Annotated in this window: 26 protein-coding genes and 1 other RNA gene; 12 read left to right on the forward strand and 15 right to left on the reverse strand. The window is 57.0% G+C overall.

Features of this window, described 5'->3' with window-relative positions; translation table 11 throughout:
- Nucleotides 1-99 precede the first annotated feature (99 nt).
- The 6 genes from GKO01_RS13130 to GKO01_RS13145 all read left to right on the forward strand — a co-directional run bounded on the left by GKO01_RS13130 (nt 100) and on the right by GKO01_RS13145 (nt 5,617).
- On the forward strand, nt 100-1,047 hold the full coding sequence (locus GKO01_RS13130) for an alpha/beta hydrolase (RefSeq protein WP_099287416.1): 948 nt from the start codon (nt 100-102) through the stop codon (nt 1,045-1,047).
- A 47-nt stretch (nt 1,048-1,094) separates the two neighbouring features.
- Complete coding sequence (locus GKO01_RS16020) at nt 1,095-1,253, forward strand: hypothetical protein (protein ID WP_167383484.1); 159 nt, start codon at nt 1,095-1,097, stop codon at nt 1,251-1,253.
- Nucleotides 1,250-2,167: a DnaJ C-terminal domain-containing protein gene (locus GKO01_RS13135; protein WP_099287417.1), complete on the forward strand. Its 918-nt coding sequence runs from the start codon at nt 1,250-1,252 to the stop codon at nt 2,165-2,167. The genes GKO01_RS16020 and GKO01_RS13135 overlap by 4 nt, the downstream gene beginning before the upstream one ends.
- Nucleotides 2,168-2,171: 4 nt before the next feature.
- A complete protein-coding gene (locus tag GKO01_RS16025; protein ID WP_167383485.1) occupies nt 2,172-2,321 on the forward strand; it encodes a hypothetical protein in 150 nt (49 codons plus the stop codon).
- Nucleotides 2,322-2,355: 34 nt separating this feature from the next.
- The gene (locus GKO01_RS13140; RefSeq protein ID WP_099287457.1) at nt 2,356-3,843 is read left to right on the forward strand and encodes a peptide MFS transporter; all 1,488 of its coding nucleotides are present in this window, start codon (nt 2,356-2,358) and stop codon (nt 3,841-3,843) included.
- 217 nt (nt 3,844-4,060) lie between these two features.
- Nucleotides 4,061-5,617, forward strand: a complete 1,557-nt coding sequence (locus tag GKO01_RS13145) for a carbohydrate porin (RefSeq protein WP_099287458.1) — start codon at nt 4,061-4,063, stop codon at nt 5,615-5,617.
- An 86-nt stretch (nt 5,618-5,703) separates the two neighbouring features.
- On the opposite strand, the gene GKO01_RS13150 is transcribed toward GKO01_RS13145, so the two are convergent.
- Nucleotides 5,704-7,941 (reverse strand): TonB-dependent receptor, encoded by a 2,238-nt coding sequence (locus tag GKO01_RS13150; RefSeq protein WP_099287418.1) that lies wholly within the window; start codon nt 7,939-7,941, stop codon nt 5,704-5,706.
- 159 nt (nt 7,942-8,100) lie between these two features.
- Here GKO01_RS13150 and GKO01_RS13155 point away from each other — a divergent pair, with 159 nt between their 5' ends.
- On the forward strand, nt 8,101-8,730 hold the full coding sequence (locus GKO01_RS13155) for a POTRA domain-containing protein (RefSeq protein WP_167383486.1): 630 nt from the start codon (nt 8,101-8,103) through the stop codon (nt 8,728-8,730).
- Between the two features lie 25 nt (nt 8,731-8,755).
- On the opposite strand, the gene GKO01_RS13160 is transcribed toward GKO01_RS13155, so the two are convergent.
- Genes GKO01_RS13160 through GKO01_RS13170 form a run of 3 tightly spaced genes read right to left on the reverse strand, consistent with a single transcriptional unit; the run spans nt 8,756 to nt 11,338 of the window.
- Complete coding sequence (locus GKO01_RS13160; RefSeq protein WP_099287420.1) at nt 8,756-9,343, reverse strand: DUF1643 domain-containing protein; 588 nt, start codon at nt 9,341-9,343, stop codon at nt 8,756-8,758.
- Nucleotides 9,340-9,888 (reverse strand): peroxiredoxin, encoded by a 549-nt coding sequence (locus tag GKO01_RS13165; RefSeq protein ID WP_099287421.1) that lies wholly within the window; start codon nt 9,886-9,888, stop codon nt 9,340-9,342. The genes GKO01_RS13160 and GKO01_RS13165 overlap by 4 nt, the downstream gene beginning before the upstream one ends.
- A 55-nt stretch (nt 9,889-9,943) precedes the next feature.
- A complete protein-coding gene (locus GKO01_RS13170; RefSeq protein ID WP_099287422.1) occupies nt 9,944-11,338 on the reverse strand; it encodes a lytic transglycosylase domain-containing protein in 1,395 nt (464 codons plus the stop codon).
- Nucleotides 11,339-11,560: 222 nt separating this feature from the next.
- On the opposite strand from GKO01_RS13170, the gene GKO01_RS13175 reads away from it, so the two are divergent.
- From GKO01_RS13175 to GKO01_RS13185, 3 genes are all read left to right on the forward strand, one after another.
- Nucleotides 11,561-12,430: an ABC transporter permease gene (locus GKO01_RS13175; RefSeq protein WP_099287423.1), complete on the forward strand. Its 870-nt coding sequence runs from the start codon at nt 11,561-11,563 to the stop codon at nt 12,428-12,430.
- Nucleotides 12,431-12,434: 4 nt separating this feature from the next.
- Nucleotides 12,435-13,232, forward strand: coding sequence for an ABC transporter ATP-binding protein (locus GKO01_RS13180; RefSeq protein WP_099287424.1), 798 nt, complete (start codon nt 12,435-12,437; stop codon nt 13,230-13,232).
- Nucleotides 13,233-13,325: 93 nt separating this feature from the next.
- A complete protein-coding gene (locus tag GKO01_RS13185; RefSeq protein WP_011252962.1) occupies nt 13,326-13,544 on the forward strand; it encodes a hypothetical protein in 219 nt (72 codons plus the stop codon).
- Nucleotides 13,545-13,578: 34 nt separating this feature from the next.
- Here the strand turns inward: GKO01_RS13185 and GKO01_RS13190 are convergent, their stop codons facing one another.
- The 3 genes from GKO01_RS13190 to ssrA form a co-directional block, all read right to left on the reverse strand.
- A complete protein-coding gene (locus tag GKO01_RS13190) occupies nt 13,579-13,971 on the reverse strand; it encodes a VOC family protein (RefSeq protein WP_099287425.1) in 393 nt (130 codons plus the stop codon).
- Between the two features lie 78 nt (nt 13,972-14,049).
- On the reverse strand, nt 14,050-14,625 hold the full coding sequence (locus GKO01_RS13195) for an SspB family protein (protein WP_062028435.1): 576 nt from the start codon (nt 14,623-14,625) through the stop codon (nt 14,050-14,052).
- Between the two features lie 101 nt (nt 14,626-14,726).
- Nucleotides 14,727-15,051: a transfer-messenger RNA gene (gene ssrA / locus GKO01_RS13200) on the reverse strand.
- 94 nt (nt 15,052-15,145) lie between these two features.
- On the opposite strand from ssrA, the gene thyX reads away from it, so the two are divergent.
- Together thyX and GKO01_RS13210 are read left to right on the forward strand one after the other, a co-directional pair.
- On the forward strand, nt 15,146-16,057 hold the full coding sequence (gene thyX, locus GKO01_RS13205) for an FAD-dependent thymidylate synthase (RefSeq protein ID WP_099287426.1): 912 nt from the start codon (nt 15,146-15,148) through the stop codon (nt 16,055-16,057).
- Complete coding sequence (locus GKO01_RS13210) at nt 16,044-16,262, forward strand: hypothetical protein (RefSeq protein WP_099287427.1); 219 nt, start codon at nt 16,044-16,046, stop codon at nt 16,260-16,262. Before thyX ends, GKO01_RS13210 begins: the two co-directional genes overlap by 14 nt.
- Before the next feature lie 685 nt (nt 16,263-16,947).
- Here the strand turns inward: GKO01_RS13210 and GKO01_RS13215 are convergent.
- The 8 genes from GKO01_RS13215 to GKO01_RS13250 form a co-directional block, all read right to left on the reverse strand.
- Nucleotides 16,948-17,640 (reverse strand): Abi-alpha family protein, encoded by a 693-nt coding sequence (locus tag GKO01_RS13215; RefSeq protein ID WP_167383487.1) that lies wholly within the window; start codon nt 17,638-17,640, stop codon nt 16,948-16,950.
- Nucleotides 17,641-17,722: 82 nt separating this feature from the next.
- Nucleotides 17,723-18,094 carry a DUF6876 family protein gene (locus GKO01_RS13220; protein WP_099287429.1) on the reverse strand — a complete coding sequence of 124 codons (372 nt, stop codon included), beginning with the start codon at nt 18,092-18,094 and terminating at the stop codon, nt 17,723-17,725.
- Nucleotides 18,091-18,243 (reverse strand): hypothetical protein, encoded by a 153-nt coding sequence (locus GKO01_RS16030; protein ID WP_167383488.1) that lies wholly within the window; start codon nt 18,241-18,243, stop codon nt 18,091-18,093. The genes GKO01_RS13220 and GKO01_RS16030 overlap by 4 nt, the downstream gene beginning before the upstream one ends.
- Before the next feature lie 243 nt (nt 18,244-18,486).
- Nucleotides 18,487-18,780 carry an addiction module antidote protein gene (locus GKO01_RS13225; protein ID WP_174694299.1) on the reverse strand — a complete coding sequence of 98 codons (294 nt, stop codon included), beginning with the start codon at nt 18,778-18,780 and terminating at the stop codon, nt 18,487-18,489.
- Entirely contained in the window at nt 18,777-19,070 is a 294-nt protein-coding gene (locus GKO01_RS13230; protein ID WP_099287430.1) for a type II toxin-antitoxin system RelE/ParE family toxin, read from the reverse strand. Before GKO01_RS13230 ends, GKO01_RS13225 begins: the two co-directional genes overlap by 4 nt.
- Nucleotides 19,071-19,133: 63 nt before the next feature.
- On the reverse strand, nt 19,134-19,364 hold the full coding sequence (locus tag GKO01_RS13235) for a hypothetical protein (RefSeq protein WP_099287431.1): 231 nt from the start codon (nt 19,362-19,364) through the stop codon (nt 19,134-19,136).
- Nucleotides 19,365-19,409: 45 nt separating this feature from the next.
- Nucleotides 19,410-19,907, reverse strand: coding sequence for a hypothetical protein (locus GKO01_RS13240; RefSeq protein WP_099287432.1), 498 nt, complete (start codon nt 19,905-19,907; stop codon nt 19,410-19,412).
- Nucleotides 19,908-20,707: 800 nt separating this feature from the next.
- On the reverse strand, nt 20,708-21,139 hold the full coding sequence (locus GKO01_RS13250; RefSeq protein WP_099287434.1) for a hypothetical protein: 432 nt from the start codon (nt 21,137-21,139) through the stop codon (nt 20,708-20,710).
- Between the last annotated feature and the right edge of the window lie 10 nt (nt 21,140-21,149).

The following is a 21,149-nucleotide window of genomic DNA, read 5'->3' on the forward strand; positions in this document are numbered from 1 at the left end:
CACCGACACAAGACTCCCCGTCGAAGTCAAACAACAAAACGCCTTCGTCAGAGCTTTTACTCGGTAAAACAGCAAAGACGCCTGAGCGGGAGACGTAGAATGAAGTCGAAAATATTTCGTTTTCTTTTTCTCCTCTCAGGCGTCTGCGGTCTGGCGTCGCATGCATTTGCGGCTGAGAGCAGCGCCATTACGGCGCCCGGCCCTCTGGGAGTGTTGGCCGGAACGTTCGTGAATGCGGGCGTTGGCACCCCTGTTGTACTGATGATCCCCGGCTCCGGCCCGACGGACCGTGATGGAAATTCGGCTCTGGGACAGAAACCTGCGACGCTGCGGCAGATTGCGGATGGTCTTGCTGCCCATGGAATTTCGTCAGTCCGGATCGACAAGCGCGGCATGTTCGGCAGCAAACAGGCGGTGGCTGACGGCAATCACGTCACGATTGCGGATTATGCTGCGGATGTGCGGAACTGGATTGCGGTCATCCGGGCCAGGACCGGCGCGCGGTGTGTCTGGCTGGCGGGTCACAGCGAGGGTGGGCTCGTCGCGCTGGCAAGCGTTCAGGGACAGGCCGACATCTGCGGGCTGATACTTCTGTCCACGCCTGGACGGCGGCTGGGTGAAGTTCTGCGGGCGCAGCTTCACGCCATTCCTTCGGCCAAAACGGTTCTGCCGCAGATTGACGCGACGATTGATGCTCTTGAAGCCGGACAGCATGTGGATGTCCAGACGCTGCATCCGGGGTTGCGGGGCATGTTTCATCCTCTGGTGCAGGATTTCATGATTGATCTGTTCCATCATGATCCGGCGGCGCTGCTCAAGGCGTATCACGGGCCGGTTCTGATCGTTCAGGGCGGTGAAGACCGCAAGGTCAGTGCAGCCGATGACCTGTCGCTGCTGAAGGCTGCGGATCCCGGGGCGACAGTCGTTCTGTTGCCGTCGGCGATTCATCCGCTGGCGGATCTGGGCACGGTTCCAGCCGCCGATGGGTCGCTTTTACTGGATGGTGCTGTCGTGCCTGATATTGCAGAGTTTATTCAGAAACATTGACCCGAAGCGGAAGCGGGCACACATCTGGGAATAACGGAGGATCAGAGATGGCAGACGATGGATATCCAGCAGAAGATTATCTGCGACCAAAGCTGCAGAACCTAATCTCAGACGGTGTGCGGGCTGGCTTCCCGCAGGATGAAGTCATTGCGGTCCTGATTTCCCTGCTGGATGAGGGACCTGAAGAAGACGGGGAAATGAGATGAGCGACCCATATTCGGTACTGGGCGTTTCGAAAACGGCGACGGACAAAGAAATTCGCAGCGCGTATCGGAAGCTGGCCAAGCAGTACCATCCGGATCACAACCCGGACGACAAGAAGGCCGAAGAGCGCTTCAAATCGATCGGTCAGGCGTACAATATCGTCGGCGACAAGGAAAAGCGCGCGAAGTTCGATCGCGGGGAGATCGACGCCGACGGGCAGGAGCGTGGGCCTTTTGGTGGTGGCTTTGGCGGCGGGTATGGTCCGGGTGGCCCACGTCCGGGCGGACAGGGTTTTCAGGGCGGGTTCAATCAGGAAGACCTTGGTTCCTTCTTTTCGGACATGTTCAGTGGAGGATTTAGTGGTGATTTCCAGCCGGGTGGTTCCGGCGGCCGCCGTGCGTCCAAAGGATCTGACCGTCGTTTTGCGGTGACGATCTCGTTTCAGCAGGCTGTTCTGGGAACATCACTTGATCTGACCCTCGGCGAGGGCGGGCACACGGAGGTCCGCATCCCGCCAGGTGTGGAAGACGGGCAGACCCTGCGCGTGCGCGGCAAAGGCGCGCCGGGACGTCCGGGCATGGATGGCCAGCCGGGCGTGGCCGGGGATGCGCTGCTGACGATTTCCGTCACGCCTGACAGCCGCTATGTCCGCGAGGGACGCAACCTGCGGATGACGCAGAATCTGGATCTGAAAACGGCTGTTCTGGGCGGAAAGATCGCCGTTCCGACCCCCAAGGGTGATGTTTCGGTCAAGATTCCGAAGCACTCCGACAGTGGCAAGGTCCTGCGTCTGGCAGGGCGTGGAATCGGAGGCGATAAAAAGCATCCGGCCGGTGATCTGCTGGTGACGTTGCAGGTCCATATCGGTACTGTCTCCCCCGAGCTGGAGGCCTTCTTCAGCCAGCAGGAGAGCTGAAGAGATGGGGATGGTGCGTCGCGTCCGGTCGAGACTGCCGGAATGGCCGTGGAGTGACATCATCGGCGGGATCGTAGCGCTGGTCTTCGTGGTGTGTCTGGGTGTCATCAGCACGCACGCACTGATCCTCGCCGGGGAGTGGCATTTGCCCTAAAGTGCTCCGTCTTCTGGTTTCTGACGGGTTCTGCATGACCGCTACTTCTCTTTCTTCCGCTCCCGGGATGCGCCGTAGGGCGTTTACCGTTGTTCTGGCCATCGAACTGTGGGAGCGGTTCGGATATTACGGCATGCAGGCCGTTCTCACGCTGTTCATGGTTGTGCATCTCCGGATGGGAGATGCAGCAGCCAACCTTATGATGGGTGCCTTCGGGGCGCTGACTTACATTACGCCTTTAGTTGGCGGTGTCATTGGAGACCGCGTGCTGGGCGCGCGGCGGACTGTCGTCATGGGCGCGCTCCTGTTGACATGCGGCTATGCCGTTCTGGCCGCAGCATTGCAGTCCCATATTTTGCTTCTGGTGGCGATGGCTCTTATTTCCACGGGAAACGGGCTGTTCAAGCCTAATGCCGGAAATCTGGTGCGCCGGATTTACAAGAACGATGACGCGGCGCTCGATGCCGCTTTCACGCTCTATTATATGTCCGTCAATGTCGGTTCGACGGTTTCCATGTTGCTGACGCCCTGGTTGCAGATCCATTATGGAGCGCCTTCTGCGTTCGCCGCATGCGCGATCGGGCTTGGGGTTGGGCTGCTGTATTATGTGCTGCGGTCCAACTGGCTTGACGCCACCACGCCTGCTTCCGAAAAACAGCCTGTGCCGCTGCGCAGGTTTGGACTGGTCGGGGCTGGTCTCGTTCTTATGACCGTTTTCAACGCATGGATTCTGGGGAGCGATACTCTGGCCCGGCTTTGCGTGACGGCGGCTGGGGCAATTCTCGCGGCGATCTGGGTGGCGCTGTATGTGCGGGCGCCGAAAGCCGAACGTCCGGGACTGCGGCTGACCTATATGCTGTGCCTGCAGGGGACGATCTATCTTGTTTTCTACCAGCAGATGATGACGTCCCTGACGCTTTTTGCCCTTCGTGGCGTCTCGGGAGACTATCGTATTGGCGGAGTGACGCTGTTTCACATGTCGGCAGGGCAGTTTCAGGTTCTCAATTCCCTCTGGATCATGGCTCTCAGTCCGGCGCTGGCCTTTCTCTACAACCGGATGGGGCAACAGCAGAAACAGACCTCCCATGCCCGCAAAATGATCCTTGGCTATGCCATGGTCGCCTTGGGATTTGGTGTGTGGTGGGCTGCTGCTGCCCATGCGGACGGGCTGGTGTCGCCTTGGGTGATGGTAGTGGGATATGGCTTTCTGTCTTTGGGCGAACTGCTGACAATTGGTCTGGGGTTGGCAGTCGTTGCCTGTTATTCGCCCGCCCGGTTGAGTGGCTTTATGATGGGCGCGCTCTATCTGCTGTGGGGCATTGCCATGTATGTGGGCAGTCTTGTTGCCAATCAGGCTGCGCTGTCTCCTGAAGCGATCGCCGGAGGTGGTGGGGCTTCGCTCTATGCCGGACTTTTTCGGACATTGTGTGAAATCGCTGCCGCTCTGGTCGTGTTGTTGCTCTGCCTTGAGCCTCTGACGCGCCGTTGGGACCGGGAACACGCAACTGTGATCGGAGGATAAGGCACCAAAACTGTAGCGTTAAACTTTTTGTAATTATGGAGAAATCTCCAGATTTAAAAATGACGGCAGGTATCGGGATCGTGTCCTGAAGGGCATATTACGAAAACTGACGTCTTCTGTGCTCTATTCTGGACCGTTTTCGGACTGTATGACATCTCCCGGCCGCGTGATCGGGTTCTGGCGGCTGTCATGGTGTCACAGGGAGACGGTTTGGAAGATGGGGAAGCTCGGACAGGATTGGACGAAAACGCTGTGGACGGCCTGCGCCATGACAGCGCTGCTTTCAGGTCTTACGGACGTCGCGCACGCACAGACAACACCCGCTGGTGTTGTGAACGGTCATCAGAAAGCCGCTGCCAGCACCAGCACGGCGACCATGGGCACGCCGCAGATCCGCACGAAATCCATTTCTCCCGTGCCGCAATTCGTCAAGCCGACACCCAAAGGCGTTGAGCCCGCAGCCACCACGTCCGACACGACCGAGAACCGTTTCTTCCCGGCGTCTTTTCACGACTGGCTGACCCAGAGCACCATGACGGGTGACTGGGGCGGCTGGCGCACTTGGCTGGCTGACAAGGGCATCAATATCGGTGGACATTATCTTGAGGACAGCGCCGGTAATCCGTTGGGCGGCAAGACCAAGGCCGTGCGTTATGCGGATGAGTTCGGTATTAATGTCGACTTCAACCTTAAGAAGCTGACCGGCCGGAATCTGGGTATGTTTCATACGGTGATCACGGCGCGTCAGGGACTGGGCATTGGTGCGACGCTTCCGGCGCTGGACAGCCCGCAGCAGATCTTTGGCTCGGGCGAGACGGTGCGTCTGACGCGTCTGTCCTGGGAAATGCCCTGGAACCGGTATGTTTCGACCGAAGTTGGTGAAATCAACACTGAAAACGATTTCGAACAATCGTCCATCTATTGGGGCATGAGCCAGTACTGCCAGTTCGAATCCAACGCGATTTGCGGTATGCCGCAGTCCATCGCGATGAACTCGGGCTATGGCTGGTATCCGACGGCGCATCCGGGCGCATGGGTGAAGTTCTACCCGGCTGGGAATAATCATTATCTGGTACAGTTCGGCGCGTATTCGATCGATCCGACGATCTCGAATACGCACAACGCTTGGAAACTGAATCTGCATGATGCCATCGGCACGTACATTCCGTTTCAGCTCGGCTGGCATCAGGGCGGCAAGGACGATTACAGCGGCCCGCTCCAGACCAACGTCAAGATCGGCGGATACTGGGATACGTCCGAAGTCAGCGATGTCTATTCCAAGCTCAGCATGTTCTCTGTTCCGGCCGAGTATCTGCTGTCCGCCCCGACCCAGAAGGTCCGTGGACGCTTCGGTGGTTGGTTCCAGTTCGACCGGATGCTGGAGCGTGATGCCGCCGATCCGAACCGTGGCACGACGCTGTTCACGTCCTTCACCTGGGGCGATCCGCGGACATCTGTCGCACCGTATTTCATCACCTGGGGTGTCACCCGTAAGGGCACGTTCCGTAATCGCCCGAACGATACGATCAGCCTTGGCATGAAGATGCTCTGGGTGAATCCGAAGCTCACGATCTGGGCGCGCCAGATGCAGGCCTCGGGCGCACAGGGTATCAACAAGCCCTCCGGCGAGCATGCGATCGAGTTGAACTATGGCTGGCGTCCGACGCCCTGGCTCGTGATCCGGCCGGGTGCGCAGTATATCTGGAGCACCGGTGGCACGAACCGCTACAAGAACCCGCTGCTTCTGGATTTCGAAACGGGCATCACGTTCTGATCGTTCCTGATCGAAACAGCTAAAATGAAAAACGCGCCGCTCCTGTACGGGAGGGCGCGTTTTTTGTGCTCAGTCTTTTGGGCGGATTACAGATCCGTCGTGAAGGAGAACTTGAACGTGCGGGGCATGCCCTGCATCAGATAACCGTTGAAGGCCGAGGACCAGTAACGCGTGTTGGCCAGATTATCGACGCCGAAGCGCAGTGTGACCGGCGTGTGATGCGTTACGAACGTATAGCGCCCCGCCAGATCGAAGCGCGTCCAGACCGGGATATGCAGGGTGTTGGCGGTGTTAACCCACTGCTTGCCGGTATTGACCACACGCCCGACGACCGTGGCGCCCTTGAGGAACGGCAGGTCGTATTCGAGATTGCCGTTAATGGTGTAGTTCGGCACACCGATGGCGGTGTTGCCGTCCTGAAGACCATTTGCCGTATGACGCAGATCCGCCTGAATGACGGTGCCGCCACCATTGAAGCGCAGGCCGGGCAGAATCTCGCCATTCAGCGTCAGTTCGATACCGCGGTTCCGCTGCAATCCGTCTTCACGGAAGGCAAACTGGCCCGTATTGCCGAGTGCCACGGAATAGGCGTTGGGCTGTGAAATCTCATAGACGGCGAGCGCGGCACTGAAGCGGCCCGTGTCGTATTTCGCGCCCACTTCATACTGCGTGGATTTGTAAGGCGGGAAAATCTCGCCCAGATTCACAACATTTCCCGAAGCCGTCGGTCCCTGCGACAGGCCTTCGATCCGGTTGAAATACAGCGATGTCCGGCGTGTCGGATGAATGACCAGCCCCACGACCGGGGTAATGGCGTCCTGATCATAATGGTTGTTCATCGCGCCCTGACCGGTCTTGCTGTAGGCGTAACCTTTGATGAGCATGTTCTGGTAACGGAAGCCGCCTGTCAGGGCGACACGGTCGTGGAAGAAGGACATCGTGTCCGAGAAGAACAGGCTGTAAAGGCGCGTGCGGTTGGTGGACTGCGGGTCATCAAGAACACCGCCGACGGTGGTTTCCGCCGGGGCAACGAACTGCGGCGTGTTGTAGATGTTGGTCGCACCCGGTGTCCCTGCCATGGCGTAGGCAGCGGCGCTGTCTTCCCACAGGCCGGAACCGCCAGCGTTGATTTCATGGCGGATGAAGCCGGTGCGGAAATGGGCACGAACGCCTGCGCGCGTGCTTTCATTCGTCTGATCATAGGGCACATACATCGCGCCCGCCGTTCCGGCGCCGGTGACGGAGTTGGTGACGGTCGGGTTGGAATAATTGCCCTTTTCGTTGCTGGTGAGGGCACCGAATGCGCCATAGAGCGTAATATTTTTCGTCAGATCGTGCTCGGCGTTCAGCATGCCGAAAACATAGTTCAGATCATTATACGCCCAGCGCTGCCCAAAATTATGCGAGGGCGCGACAGGCCGGGGAACGGCCGTGACGGCACTCCCAAGGAAGATCGCCGGTCGGCCGCCATCTACACCCTGGTTTTCGTAGTCGATATCCATCGTAATGCGGGTGCGGTTGTCACGATCATGCCAGTCGAAATCCGCGCCCAACGTGGTGGAATGACGGTATTCGTCCGTTACGGCGTCCTCGCCGCTCTTGCCTGCAACATTCAGCCGTACGCCGAAATCCTTGTCCTGTCCGAAGCGCCGACCGACGTCGATGCTGCCACCGCCCATGGCGCTGCTGGTGTAATCGCCGGTGAGGCGGGTGAGGGGAGCATTTGTTGCGTGTTTGAACAGCAGATTGATGTTGCCACCGATGGCCGAGCCGCTGGGCGCGGCCCCGTTGAGGAATGCGCTGGCGCCGTTGAGAACCTGCACCTGATCGTAAAGTTCGGGAGAGACAAGCTGCCGGGGCGTGATGCCGTAAAGCCCGTTAATCGACACGTCGTCACCATTTACGGCAAAGCCCCGGATGACGAACATTTCCGAGAAATTGCCGTAGCCATAGGTCGTGCGGACGGTCGGATCGTTTTCCAGAACCTCGCCCAGCGTCTGGGACTGTTGGTTCAGGATCAGGCTGGAATTGTAGCTGCGAATGTTGAACGGAACATCCAGCCCCTTTTTGTTGCCCAGAGCCCCGAGCTGTCCGCCGCTACTGACCTGCATCTGGTCTCGGCGTCTGGCACGGACAACGATTTCCTCGTCCTGACTGATCTGCTGGGCCTCGGTTGGAGGCTTAGCGGAAGTGGTGGATGTCGTGTGGGCGACGGTGGAGACAGGGGCGGCGAAGGCCGGAAAAGCTGTTCCTGCCAGCAGCAGACAGGACAGGCGCGCGACCCGGAGCGGGTTTGAAAGCGGGATGGAAAGTGATGCGCGCACGGAAACCTCGAAGCAAGAAGCGGTTGCGCGCGTTATTGCGATAATGAGATTTATTCGCAACTAAAATATGACGTTCGGTTCGGAGCCACGGCGATTTGCCAAAGCCGGGAACTCCTGTAGCGTAAAAGTCAGAGTTTTTTTATGATAGGAAATTGCCAGATGTCCCTTCGCCCCCTGCTCGCCCGGAGTGTTCTGAGCGTCTCGCTGGCTGTTGCGTCTTTCGCCGGAACTGCTGCTACGGAATACGCTTTTGCTGCGGTTCCCGCTCCAAATGTGCCGCTCAAGCTGATGAGCGTTGCTGTTCAGGGCAACAGCCGCGTTCCGACGGCAGATATTCTTCAGGCATTCGGCTATCACGCGGGGGACAAGGTGACCCGCAACGAGCTGGATGCCTCTCAGAAGCGCATCGGCGAACTCTATTCTTCGCGCAATGTCGGGACCAGCCTTGAGGAACGTCTGCGGATTTCCGGCGATGGCGTGGCTGTTAAGATTATTCTCGAGGAACAGGCTGCAAGCGCGCCGGCCCAGCCTACTGCCCTTGTTCTGGACAAGGTCGCGTTTCAGGGAAACAAAAAGGTCTCGACAGCCGATCTGGAAGCCGCGACCAAGCTTCGTGCGGGCGGACCTGTCTCGAACGAACTACTCTCCGCAGACCAGCAGGCCATTCAGGGTCTCTATAAGGCCAAGAATGTCGGGGTATCTTTTCAGCCGCAGGCGACCTATCCGAACCACGACCAGCATGTGGTTCTGGTCTGGGTCATCAACGAACAGGACAAGGCTGCGAACTGACGCAGCCTGATCCTATACAGGCCGCTCAGCCCAGCGTGTCCGGGTCGAGCGGCTCTGGTGTGAGGATGGACGGTAGATAGAGCGGATGTTCAGGACGCCCGCTCTTGCTCAGGCGCAGGGCCGTGACCCGGATGCCGTTCTGCCCCATCAGTCGGGCAACTTCGGTTCCGCGCCCGCGCAGGCCCTTGGCCTGCGGCGACCCGTAAGCCAGCACGACCAGATCGACCTGCCGGGCCATGTCCAGCAAATGGGCATCGTTGTCCGGCCCGACCGGATCGTCCACCTCAAGCAGACGCTTCTGGTCCGTGCAGCGATAGGCGAAGCTGTTACCGACGAACATGCCGCCATAACCCCATGCCCGCGCGTAACGCTGGCATTTGGCGACCGTGCGGTCATCGCCGAATTCGGTCGCCACAGACGGGTTCATCATCAGCCACATGACCATGGGGCGTGTATCGTCCCACACGCGGCGCAATGTGTAGCGGTAGCAGTCTTTCGGGCCACCATAGATCGCGGTGCTGCTGACATCCGCGGAGAGTTTCAGAGGGCCTGAATCGCCGACATGATGGTGGTCGAACAGGTCGGAAGACGCTGAAATGGAAGGTGCGCTCACGGGGTCTGCTTCAGGGCCTTTACCGCGGCAAGCGCGCGCGAGACATGCTCGTCAGGAGACATCGAGGCATAGCTCATGACGATATGACCGTCCGGTGCAATGACATAGGATGTCCGGCTCGCCATATGCAGCAGGGGCATTTTGGCGGCATAGCTGCGCGTGATCTTACCCGTGGGATCGGCGGCGACAGCAAAGGTGCTACGGCATTCACTGACCGAAAACCGGTCCAACTTGTCGATCGGGTCCATTGAAATGCCGATCACGGTTGCGCCCTGTGCCTTGAAGTCGGGAATGGCGTCCGCGAATTCATGGGCTTCGATCGTGCAGCCCTTGGTGAAGGCTGCCGGATAGAAATACAGGACCACCGGACCGGTCTTGAGGGCGTCGGCCAGATGATAGGTGAACTCGTGCCCTCCGAGGCTCGCAGGGGCCGAGAAATCCGGAGCATGGCTGCCGGTTTCGAGGGCGGCATGCGCCGGAGTGATCGTCAGGGCGCCGGAGAGGGCGACAGCACAGAAAGCGGTCGTTGCAAGAAAGCGGCGCATCGGGGTTTTGTATTCCTGTCAGAAAAGCGGGCCGACATGCGACCCGGCAAACGGATCAATAGGCGCCGGGCGGAACCACAACGCAGGGAGAACCGTGCGACAGACGGCGGCAGGCTGCAACCGCATTTTCATGTGACAGACCCGTCAAACGCGCGCGATAGAGATGGGACCGGCCATTTTTGACGCTTTCAACCTGTGATCGGGCGGAGGCCACAACAACACCGCCTTTGCTGTGAGCCGTGGCGGTCGCAAGGCTCGCCTGCTTGGCATTGGCGAAAGCGCCGACCTGAATCGCCCAGTTTCCGGCTGCATTTCCCGGTGTCGCCGCGCTTTTGGCCGGAGCGGACGCCGCAGGAAGCGCCATGCGGTACTGGGGCCGGGTGGCGGGCATGACGGCCATGATCGGCTGGGGCTGGAGGTGATGCCCGATCGGGATTTCCTGTGCCGTCACGCGGTTGTCAGCCACATCGTTTGCGGGCACGGAGACCTGACGTACGAGAGGATGAGCGGGCGCTGGCGCATAACCACGGGCGGCCCAGGCGGCGCTGATACTCGTTGGTGCCTCAGCCCCCGCAGCGGAGGCGACCTGAACCGGAGCTTCGGCAGGCGATGTCGCGCTCTGCGGCGTCGCATTCGGTGTGTCAGAATCTGCATCGTCAGAGGCCGTGTCGGCTGCCTCCCGGTGGCTCCACGCCGCACTGACGGCCTGTCGCTCAGAGGACGAAGTCGTCGGCGCTATGTCGGCAGGCTGGGTGTTCTGGGCCAGCATGACCTGCGCGTTGGGATCATGTTGTGCGACCAGAAGATCGGCTGCGGAGCGGTTACGGGGTGTGATCCCGGCGATATGCGGTCCGATCGCGGCAACATACCGGCGTGTCTCGCGCGGCAGTGCGCGGCCGCGACGCAGATAACGGTCAAGGCTGCCCGGCCCGTCATTATAGGCCGCAAGGAAGCCGGGGGAGCCATAGATGTCATACATCTGGCGCAGATAGGCCGTGCCTGCGAGAATGTTGTCATGCGGATCGAAAGGATCTTCGCCAAGCCCGTATTGCTGGCGCATGTCGTCATAGGTCGGGGGCATGAGTTGCAGAAGGCCCATCGCGCCGGGAACCGATGTGATGAAATTGCCGTTATGGTCAAAAAGATGGCCGCCGGATTCCTGCTGCATCACGGCCCGGATCCAGGCATCGGGCACGTCAAAGCGCTCGGACGCTTCGCGGATATAAGGTCCCCACGGGTCTTCGGGGGGGCCCGGCGGGGCGTAATAGGATTTTGCATGGGCGCGGTAATTGGCCGCTTCCTGCGAAACCGGCATTTCCGAAGACGATCCCATATCGGCATTGTTGCCGGCACAGGCCGCCAGAAGCCCGACCAGACCGAACGCTGCGCCCGCACGGATGAAAGAAAGAGTGCGAACAGAAGTCCGGAAAGGAAAGACGGGTCTGGGCATCGGGTCTGGGCACCTGAGGAAAACTGGTCTCATTACGCCAAGCATACACGGGGATTGCGGCGAAACTAGGAAAAAGGCTCTGGTGGGCAGATTTTCTGAGGCAGGACTGCGCGTCGGACGGAGTATAGCGGCAATTCATTTCCCGAATATGAACTTCCCGGAATAAGATGATCACTGTAGCGTCTTCTTGCCGGGACATAGGGGATCGGGTAGGCGGACAGTATGAGTGTACCTTCTCCAGCTTCCGATGTTGCCAGGGACGAAGCGCCGCGCAGGCAGAGTCGTCGTGACACGCCCCGTGGCAGCCCTGCTGCGCGGGCCTGGGCGGACTGGAAGGAAACCCGACGTCTCTGGAGACTGGGCGTCAGGCTTGGCTGGCTCGATATCCGGCTCCGCTATCGGGGGTCGGCGCTGGGGCCTTTTTGGTTGACGATCACCTCCGCGCTGATGGTCGCCTCGATGGGTGTTCTGTACAGTCGGCTGTTTCATATGCAGCTTGCGACCTATCTACCGTTCCTGTCGCTGTCGCTCACTTTGTGGAGCGTGGGGCTTTCAAGCCTGATCCAGGAATCCTGCACCTGCTTTCTGGAAGCGGAAGCCATGGTGCGCTCCGTCCAGTTGCCGCTTCTACTTTATGCGCTGCGGGTGGTGGTCCGGAATGCGATTGTGTTTGCCCATAATATCGTGGTGCCACTCGCCGTATTCGCCATTTATCATGTCTGGCCGGGGGTGAATGCCCTTCTCGCGCTTCCGGCCCTTCTGCTCTGGGCTTTGGACGGGTTCGCCGCCTGCATGGTGTTTGGCTCGCTCTGCGCGCGGTTCAGGGATATCGCACCTATCGTCGGGGCGTTATTACAGATCGTATTCTATGTGACACCGGTCATCTGGATGCCCCAGCAGCTTGGGGCGAAAGTATCCTATCTGCTGTATAATCCGTTTTATCCATTGCTGGAAATCGTGCGCGAGCCTCTGCTGGGGCGTGTGCCGTCCCTGCAGATCTGGGGGATTGCACTGGCCATCAGTGTGGTGTTCTGGCTGATTGCCGTACGCGCGTTTATCCGGGCGCGGGCGCGTCTGGTCTTCTGGATCTGACATCATGGCCCATATCTGTCTTGAAGATCTCTCCCTGTCGTTTCCCGTTCTGCATGGTGGTTCGCGTTCTCTGAAGAAGACGTTGCTGGCCCGTGCGAAAAGCACCGTGGCCGCCAAAACGGGCGCCGTGGGCGGCAGAATGCGCATCAGCGGCAATTCCGCCGAAGTCGTGGAAGTTCAGGCCCTTTTTAATGTCAGTTTCACGATTTCCGAAGGGGAGCGGGTGGGGCTCGTCGGGCATAACGGGGCTGGAAAATCGACGCTCCTGCGTGTGCTTGCTGGAATTTATGAAACAAACGAGGGGACGCTGGACATTGAAGGCGACACCCATGCCCTCATTGATCCCAATGCGGGGATGAATGGCGAACTGACGGGGCGCGAAAACATTCAGCTCTTCGCCTGCCGTATGGGGATGGGACGGGTCGCGACACAGGAACTGGAGAAGGATGTGGAGGCGTTTTCGGATCTGGGAGCGTTTTTCGATCTTCCGGTACGGCTCTACTCCTCCGGCATGTCCGTCCGTCTGGGCTTTGCACTGGCGACGGTCCCGCGTCCCCGCATTCTGCTGATGGACGAATGGTTCATGGCCGGGGACCAGAAATTTCAGGATAAGGCCCGCGCACGGCTTGAGGGCATGGTCGACGCCGCGGAAATTCTGGTGGTGACGTCCCACGCGCTGTCGATTCTCCGGCAGTGGTGTACGCGCATCATCTGGATGGAGAGCGGGGAAATTCGCATGGACGGCCCCACCGAAGAGGTGCTGGATGCGTATGAAGCGGCACTGGCGATCACTCCGGTTTAAAGACGCTCCCGCCTGCTCTGTGGGGTATGGAGTTGGTATCCCGGCAGGCGTGGAGTAGGCTCCGAGGGGTTTTTACATTCAGGGAGACATTTCATGTCTTATGCCGCTATTGACGCCGCACGCGTCGCCAAAGCCTCCGAATCCGCGCTCCAGACTCTGTCGACCGTGAAGGAAACGTCCGAGGCCCATCAGCGCAAGACGATCATGATCGAGCGGATTCACGCGCTTGCCAAGGCCGCAGCCGAAACCAAAGACTGCAATGCTATTACGCTCACCTCTGAGGAATTCTGGCTGATTTCCAAGAACTGGTAACGCGATCTGAAGGCGGTGGAGCGAGCTGCCGCCTTCAGCCGTTATAGGAGGCCAGTTCGATCAGATTGCCATCCGGGTCACGGCAATAAACGGATGTGATCGGACCAAGGGCGCCAAGACGCGCAACCGGGCCCTCAACAATTTCCACGCCGCATTTTTCCAGATGCTTGACGATATGCTCGCTGGCGATGGCCGTCGTGAAGCACAGATCCGACGTTCCGGGCGCAGCCGCTCCGGCGGTATCCCAGCCCTCCGCACCTTCGGGGCGCAGATTGATCTTCTGACCACCAAAGCTCAGGGCTAAACGATTGTTGCGGCCATACTCGTCGATATCCATGCCCAGAACCCGCTGATACCAGGACGCGGACAGGTCCCGGTTGCGGACGGTCAGCACGATATGGTCTAGGCGGTCGACGGTAAAGCGCATGGGGATCCCTCATGAAAGCGACATTCAGGCCACTGGTTCCAGTCAGTATAGGCCGGAACCATACACTCTGGCTAACGCCTAGCTGGGCGGACGTTTGCGGAAGGCCGCGAGGCTGACCACTTCCGCGTCTTTTTTGCCGTCTTCCGAAGAGGAGGGCTCTGGCTGGACGTCCGGATGGTGGGCCGGGTCGATATCGTCGGGCTCTACCGCACCTTCGGGGATTTCGATGTCCTCATCGTCTTCAAGCGGGGAATGGTTGAAGCGCAGGGCCATCCGGATATGGGGATCGGCAAAGGCCGTGATGGCGTTGACGGGAATGCACAGGATGCTCCCGACGCCGCCGAAGGACAGACCGACCGAAATTACGTTCTTGTCGCGGTCCAGCGCCAGATCCCAGAACTGGTGCTGAAGAACGATGGTCATTTCTTCGGGATACTGCGCCCGCAGGCGGGCAGGGATAATCACATCCGGCCGGTTCGTGCGGAACGTCAGATAGAAGTGATGGGCCCCCGGCAGCCCCTCGGCTGCAACGTGCTCGATCGCACGCAGCATGACTTCACGATAGGCGTCTTCCACCCAGTCATCATAGGGGAGAAGGCTCTCGGGAAGCTCGTGCTCGAAGCCGTCCTGGCCGTTGTGATCGTCGTCGCTCATGGTCGCAAGCCTGATGTTTCGGTCAACTTTCATCAAGGGATGCGACAGACGGGCACGGATGGCAAGCCGTCTTTGAGAGGAATGTCGGAGACATGATGAGGTGGGAGGGCTTCTGTTGCCCGGTGCCCTCCCGAACCGCGCTTATCGCTTATGCAGCGACAGCGAGCACCTCTGAGTTATCGTTGGCACTTGTAAGTTTAGCCCGATGACGGTGGTACAATGCCGGGCAAAAGATAAGTCTTTACCGTGCGCGTCGAGCCTGTTTCGTCCCCACAGACCCCTTTTGCGAGGGGTTTTTCATGGTGGAGACGCCGGGCACTGCCCCCGGGTCCACAACACTTATTCCACTTACCGTTTATCGCCATAGCCGGGGACGAACCCCTTGCATCGGTGAACATAGGAGTGCTGCTGTCCGGTCGCAAGGGAAAAGGCGGTTACGAAAAAAATTAAGGCACAGGAATCGTGTCAATCCGATTCATTCGGATGACGTGGGACGAAAGCGCATGCTAAAGCCGCCGCCATGGCACTGACATCCGAACAGCGCGCTGAAATCGAAGCGCAGCGCAGCGAACCCCAGCTTACGTCCCGTCCGACTGTGGCGGCGATGGAAAATCTGCTTTTCACGCCTTTCGAGGTGCTGGATCATGGTTTCCTGCGCGTGGTCGATTATATGGGCGACGATGGCGCGGTCGTGCAGGCTGCGCGCGTGTCCTATGGCCGCGGGACGAAGAAGGTCTCCGAAGATGCGGGTCTGATCCGCTATCTGATGCGTCACCGTCATTCGACGCCGTTCGAGATGTGCGAGATCAAATTCCACGTAAAGCTGCCCGTGTTCGTCGCGCGGCAGTGGATTCGTCACCGTATGGCGAGCGTGAACGAATATTCGGCGCGCTATTCCATTCTGGACCGGGAGTTTTACCTTCCAGCACCCGATCAGGTGGCGACGCAGAGCAGTTCGAACCGGCAGGGACGCAGCGATGCACTGGATGCCGAGACAGCGCATGAGGTTCTGGAGATCCTGCGTCGGGATGCCAGCCAGTGTTACGACGATTATGAGAGCCTCCTGAACCCTGAAGGCACAGGACTGGCGCGTGAGCTTGCACGGATCAATCTGACCCTGAACACCTATACGCAGTGGTACTGGAAGATTGATCTGCACAATCTGATGCATTTCTTGGCACTGCGCGCTGATCCGCATGCGCAGTACGAGATCCGTGTCTATGCGGAAAAGATGATTGAAATTCTCAAGGCCTGGGTGCCCGCGACGTCTGCGGCGTTCGAGGAATACCGCCTTGGTGCCTTTACGCTCTCGGCAGGCATGCTGAAGGTTGTGCGGCGGCGTCTGGCGGGTGAAACCGTCACGCAGGAAAATTCCGGCCTGACCAAGCGGGAATGGTCTGAAATGGCGGCGGTTCTGGATGCTCAATCCTGAACCCAGCCCCGGCTTTGCATCTGCCGGGAAGGATTCCGCCGAAAGCGATCTTGAACGGCTGATGAGCGCGGCACGGGAGGCGCAGGCTGAAAGCCCTGTGGAAGACGCTCCTGTAAAGTCACCCAATCTTCTTGTCTGGGCCGGGGTGGCGGGCTCTCTTGTCCTGATATCTGTTGCCATTCACTTTTTCTGGCCAGCTTCATAAAATATTCAATTCAGTAAACGATAAGTAAAATTAGAGATTATTTGATTTTTTATTTCGTGAGCTGTTATGAGAGATTCGGTGTGGATTCGTGTGAATTTTATCACACTTATCTCGAGGCTTTTTACGAACAGACTTATCCACAGGGTATTGCCGTCTGTTTGAAGTGCTCCGATTCGTAGAATCGAGCGCGAAAATGTTCTTAAGATGCTGATTAAACGCGATAATTTTAGAGTGGTGTCTCAAGGTTAATCAGGATTTGGCATCAGGCCTGTCAAGAAAATTTTTGGAATACCCACATTTCACCCTCTGTGGGTGCGATACTTGTGCATTACTGGTATCATGTGCGAATTCTGATTTTGCGGCAAAAATACGTAGGCAGTATATGCCCTGAACGGCGTTGACCGTCCCGTTGGTTGCTGTCGCCATGCTTTTTGGAAAAAGCTGGTGCCGGGTGAGGGATTTGAACCCCCGACCTTCGGTTTACAAATAGGACGCATTACGAAAAAAACCAGTAATATGCTGGATATTTTCAATGACAAGTTGTGCTGTGCTTTTTCTGTGCTACTTGGGCGCATTGCGAATCGCAAATGACCATCCACAGGAAAGTCCGAGCCTTGCGACTCGGACTTTCCTTCGCGGGTGAGATTACCTTAATGGGCTGAATGAGTGTTGTTTCCTTAAAATGTTATGGCTGCTCACTCGTTTCAGATGGCTTGGTGGGGGGTTGAACAAGTTTCCACACGAGATAACCCCGCGTTGTGATCTGGGTATCTATGCTGGGACTATACGGACCGCTCAAAACCGATGGAGGCGTAAGCCCGTGATATTTTATACACCCTAGTTCCATCAGGCGTTGGCATGAGTCCGCCAATATCAACTCATTGGCATCGTCGGCTTGCCCGATCCTTCTCTCGAACTCGATCCGGAGACCAAAGTGATTAACCTTCGCGTGGCTCTCTTTGGTCTCTTTGCAGCCGTACATGTCGAGAACCAGAGCATCAACGGGATCAAGCTGTTTGATGATCTTGATGACTGAGCTGGTGATACCGGTATCTTTTTGAACCAGCATCCTAGCGATCAAGGCACTCCAGAGCTTTTGCAGTTCCTCGCGATCTTCTTCCATCGCGGGCTCCAGAACCTGTTTGGCGGCTGTTGTGGAAACCTCTTCAAGCCGCTTTTGCCCCTCGATCATTTCTTCAGCCATAGCGAGTTCGTGTCGAAGGTTTCTCTTTCTTCGCCGGCGCATAATCGGATCGGTCCATACTAACCTGACCGTTTCATAAACAGCTTCTCCAAGGCCAGGTATTGCTTTCACGACATGGCCTAAAGCGTGAGTCGCTTGTTCTAGATCGGTGCTAAGAGGTGTCAGGTCGTTCATATGGTCCTCCATGAAGGATCATATCAAAAAGAAGCCCCGACTTGACGATAGGGGCTTCTTTTTTTGGAGACCTAACTTCTGCTCAATATTCGGTGTTGAGCATGATCACCCGGTTCTCTCCATCATCAACCCGATAGAGCTTGATCTCCTTCACGGGCATATCCGTATAGAGAACCTTCTGGCTCGTAAGCGTGACGGGCTCGCCTCCCTCTTTTCCTCCGTCAGTGCATGTCGCTATTGCGGTGTTGTCCTCGTATTTGCGGATGGTCCATGTCTGAAACTCCTCGGCTTTGACCTTTGTGTTCAGTTGGTGGCTACCGATCAGGTCAATGATCCACGAGCAGCCATTCTCTGCGATGAACTTTGCTCCGTCTGTCAGAAGTACTCCGGTTGGCAAACGCCACCATGTCGTCGATCCAGTGAACTGTCGGAGATCGGATTGTGTGAAGCTCATGCTATGCCCTCTTCAATGACGATTAGTTCTTGAAGGTCAGACAGTTCACGCTTGCGCTGTTCATACTCCCAAGGGGTAAGACAAAGTTCCTCGGTATGAATGATGGAATCATCAACGGGGGAAAGTGTTTCAAGAACTGCAAACAACATAAACTGTCTCCTTCGAGTAGTTTATTGCGAAGTTCTGAAAGTATTCCTATCGAAGACTTTGAGATTTATGGTTATTTATTAGTTGGCTATAGAATAAAATGAAGTGATGCTTTTGGTTATATCTGACTAGTTTACTGGTTCTGGTCTTCCTCATTTAACATATATTCTGCATTTCTTAGAGAAATCCCATTTAGTCACAAAAAAAGGCGCCGAAGCGCCTTTCTGTTATTGCTCTTTCGGGGATCAAGCAGAGGTGTGAAACGTGGCCTGTATCCCAAGTGCTCTCATGATGCCCATGAGGCTCGACAAACTGGGGTTCCCCTTATCGGAGAGGGCCTTGTAAAGAGCCGGGCGGCTGATACCAGCCTTGTTGGCTGTCTCGGACATTCCTCGTGCTTTAGCGATGACGGAGAGCGCGTGAGTGATCGCCGGGATATTACCGTCTTCCCATGCCATGTTGAGCAGTTCCTCTTGAACGAGAGGGTCTTGTGCTGCTTCAACACTGTTAAAGGTCTGTAGCTCTGAAACCTTCATCATTCCTCTAACTCCTGCGCCATCTGCTTCGCTGTCTCGATGTCCTTGCTTTGTGTCCTCTTAGTGCCTCCGCCGAGAACAACGACAAGGACCGCACCGCGCTGCACAAAGTATATCCTGTAACCCGGCCCATAATGTATGCGGCTTTCGGAAACACCCATTCCGCACGCCTTAACATCGCCAAATGAGCCGCCTTCCATCTGGATCAATCGGGCTCTGATTTTGGCAGCCCCTCGGCTATCCTTCAGCCCGTTAAGCCAACGTATAAAAAGAGGGCTTAGTTTGATTTCCATGTGTAAACTTTAGTAGACAGTGGGGGTTGCGTCAACCGAAAAGGTGGGAGGCGGATGGGAAGGCTAGTCGCCTTCCTCGACCTCAAACACCACCACGTCATCTTCGATTCGGTGCTCAACTTCTCCGCTGAGTAACTGGTGCGCTGCATCCTCGGGGATGCCGTATGCCTTTGCTAGAACCTGTCGCATCCCTGCACGGTCTTCCTCGAACGCGTATCCGTTCTTCGCCCAGGCGATTATCCCCGGCGTGTAGGCCGCTGCACTCGATCCGAGCCTGTATGTCTTCTTCGCCATGTCCCACCTCACAAAAAAGGGGAGCCTGCGCTCCCCGGTTGTTTCTCAGTGACCGCGACCAGTGCGGGCCTGTGCGCCTATGCGGGGTGTTTCCGGCTTTGCAGCTACAACCTCTTCCTCTTTGCGCTTGCGTTCGCTTGTTGCCAGCAGGGGCTTGTCGAGTTCCCCGGCCTTCGCTGCTACGATCAGCAGTTCAAGCACTGCCTTAACGTCATCTAACTTGGGACCGGTCTTAATAGCTGCTCCGCCTTCGGAAAGCTGGATCTTCTTCGAGCCGTATCGGGGAGAAACAAAGTAGGCGTTGTTGCCTTTCTCCCACCACGTCGCAAATCTCACAGACTTCTCGAACTTGTTGGTCTCGCCTGTTGCTTCGTCCTTCTCACGGCGTTCACGCATCAGATTGAAGGGCTTGCCTTCGACCTCTGCCTGTAGTGCCCGCAACTGCACTTCGACGCCTTCAACGAACCGCTTGCGGACGTGTGGTGCCCGATCATTCTCGGCGTCAACTTCTTTAACGAACTGTAGCTTGCTAAGAGCGGTCATTGTAAGTGTTCTCTGCTTTTTGGCTTTGCGTTATTGCTTGCCTACATCGCTAATATGTTTCCTTTCTGAATACCTTCCTATGTCAAAGATAGGCTTTTCTTATACTCTTTGGATATTGACGCGGAAAAGAAAAGACAAACCTACCTGATGGGCAAGTCTAGTATTGTCCTTATATTACTTGAATGTAGTGTGCTACTTGAGGGAAGCCAGAACCAACGGACTAGCCACACCGAGGACTTCTGCTGAATACAGAGAGCCCCTGAGAGCGTTATACAGTGCGGTCTAGGTCTTCTCGCTACACATTGTAGCCCAGATACTAAATGGCTCTGTACGACGCTCTATGAGGTTTGGGCGAGGTACCTCAATAGCTCACTGCGCTCGCCCTGAGGACCGAGTGCAAGTTGCGGAGTTTCAGACAGCAGGCCGACCTGCATAATCGGTGCGTTGACGTGGAAGACCAACACGTCTCCGCTTTTCATCCTGAAGGTGAACTCCAAGAAGTAAGTCGTGCTGTTGCTGCCTTGTGAAAGGGTAAAACTAACAACGGTTCCGGCTGCCGACGCCGGGCCGATGACTAGGCAGTTATCGCTAGACGCATCGCCGATGTTTCGTATCGAGCAACTGACCAGAGTGTCAGACGCCGATATAAGGTTTCGGATATCGAGAGAGTATGTGATCGAGGAGGACTGATCACGGCTCGCTAGATAAATGGCTTGCTGATCGAGGGCAGGATACCTTGCTATAACAATCTTGCTGTTTGTGAGATTAGACATCGCTTCTCCGTTTTTGTTTCAGTAGTTTTAGTTTGCAGATGGTGCGCTTGGGAGTGTTTTAGACTTTGTGTCCGTCCCATTATCGATTGCCATCAGTGCCTTTAAGTACGTTACCCACGCATCCGGCGTGGCCTCATTCAGCATCGTATAGTTGTTCTGCACGTATGTTCTTGCATCCGCCAGGGCAGTTTGTGCTTGATCGGAGAGAGGGGCAACGTAAACCGGTGCTGTGTAATCCACCACCCTCTTGCCCTTGACACCTTTTCCCACAGGCAGACGGAATGTTGGATCATTCCACTGAGCTTCTGTTAATGGAATCATGTTTGAGGCATCTGGTACATTGTCCAAAGACCCCATATCGCCCGTATCATACCATCCTGTTACGATAGTCGGCTGCGTAGCTGTCGTATCATACGAGGCATAATATCTTGCTGGATAATCTGCTGTTGTTTTTGTCATATCAATCTCC

This window comes from Gluconobacter kondonii (assembly GCF_002723995.1).
Taxonomy (GTDB): domain Bacteria; phylum Pseudomonadota; class Alphaproteobacteria; order Acetobacterales; family Acetobacteraceae; genus Gluconobacter; species Gluconobacter kondonii.

Bases quoted from the DNA above. Each gene is read 5' to 3' on its own strand.
- GKO01_RS13130 (WP_099287416.1), top strand. From the start codon at position 100: ATGAAGTCGAAAATATTTCGTTTTCTTTTTCTCCTCTCAGGCGTCTGC.
- GKO01_RS16020 (WP_167383484.1), top strand. From the start codon at position 1,095: ATGGCAGACGATGGATATCCAGCAGAAGATTATCTGCGACCAAAGCTG.
- GKO01_RS13135 (WP_099287417.1), top strand. From the start codon at position 1,250: ATGAGCGACCCATATTCGGTACTGGGCGTTTCGAAAACGGCGACGGAC.
- GKO01_RS16025 (WP_167383485.1), top strand. From the start codon at position 2,172: ATGGGGATGGTGCGTCGCGTCCGGTCGAGACTGCCGGAATGGCCGTGG.
- GKO01_RS13140 (WP_099287457.1), top strand. From the start codon at position 2,356: ATGACCGCTACTTCTCTTTCTTCCGCTCCCGGGATGCGCCGTAGGGCG.
- GKO01_RS13145 (WP_099287458.1), top strand. From the start codon at position 4,061: ATGGGGAAGCTCGGACAGGATTGGACGAAAACGCTGTGGACGGCCTGC.
- GKO01_RS13155 (WP_167383486.1), top strand. From the start codon at position 8,101: ATGTCCCTTCGCCCCCTGCTCGCCCGGAGTGTTCTGAGCGTCTCGCTG.
- GKO01_RS13165 (WP_099287421.1), bottom strand. From the start codon at position 9,888: ATGCGCCGCTTTCTTGCAACGACCGCTTTCTGTGCTGTCGCCCTCTCC.
- GKO01_RS13170 (WP_099287422.1), bottom strand. From the start codon at position 11,338: ATGCCCAGACCCGTCTTTCCTTTCCGGACTTCTGTTCGCACTCTTTCT.
- GKO01_RS13175 (WP_099287423.1), top strand. From the start codon at position 11,561: ATGAGTGTACCTTCTCCAGCTTCCGATGTTGCCAGGGACGAAGCGCCG.
- GKO01_RS13180 (WP_099287424.1), top strand. From the start codon at position 12,435: ATGGCCCATATCTGTCTTGAAGATCTCTCCCTGTCGTTTCCCGTTCTG.
- GKO01_RS13185 (WP_011252962.1), top strand. From the start codon at position 13,326: ATGTCTTATGCCGCTATTGACGCCGCACGCGTCGCCAAAGCCTCCGAA.
- GKO01_RS13190 (WP_099287425.1), bottom strand. From the start codon at position 13,971: ATGCGCTTTACCGTCGACCGCCTAGACCATATCGTGCTGACCGTCCGC.
- GKO01_RS13195 (WP_062028435.1), bottom strand. From the start codon at position 14,625: ATGAGCGACGACGATCACAACGGCCAGGACGGCTTCGAGCACGAGCTT.
- thyX (WP_099287426.1), top strand. From the start codon at position 15,146: ATGGCACTGACATCCGAACAGCGCGCTGAAATCGAAGCGCAGCGCAGC.
- GKO01_RS13210 (WP_099287427.1), top strand. From the start codon at position 16,044: ATGCTCAATCCTGAACCCAGCCCCGGCTTTGCATCTGCCGGGAAGGAT.
- GKO01_RS13215 (WP_167383487.1), bottom strand. From the start codon at position 17,640: ATGAACGACCTGACACCTCTTAGCACCGATCTAGAACAAGCGACTCAC.
- GKO01_RS13220 (WP_099287429.1), bottom strand. From the start codon at position 18,094: ATGAGCTTCACACAATCCGATCTCCGACAGTTCACTGGATCGACGACA.
- GKO01_RS16030 (WP_167383488.1), bottom strand. From the start codon at position 18,243: ATGTTGTTTGCAGTTCTTGAAACACTTTCCCCCGTTGATGATTCCATC.
- GKO01_RS13225 (WP_174694299.1), bottom strand. From the start codon at position 18,780: ATGATGAAGGTTTCAGAGCTACAGACCTTTAACAGTGTTGAAGCAGCA.
- GKO01_RS13230 (WP_099287430.1), bottom strand. From the start codon at position 19,070: ATGGAAATCAAACTAAGCCCTCTTTTTATACGTTGGCTTAACGGGCTG.
- GKO01_RS13235 (WP_099287431.1), bottom strand. From the start codon at position 19,364: ATGGCGAAGAAGACATACAGGCTCGGATCGAGTGCAGCGGCCTACACG.
- GKO01_RS13240 (WP_099287432.1), bottom strand. From the start codon at position 19,907: ATGACCGCTCTTAGCAAGCTACAGTTCGTTAAAGAAGTTGACGCCGAG.
- GKO01_RS13250 (WP_099287434.1), bottom strand. From the start codon at position 21,139: ATGACAAAAACAACAGCAGATTATCCAGCAAGATATTATGCCTCGTAT.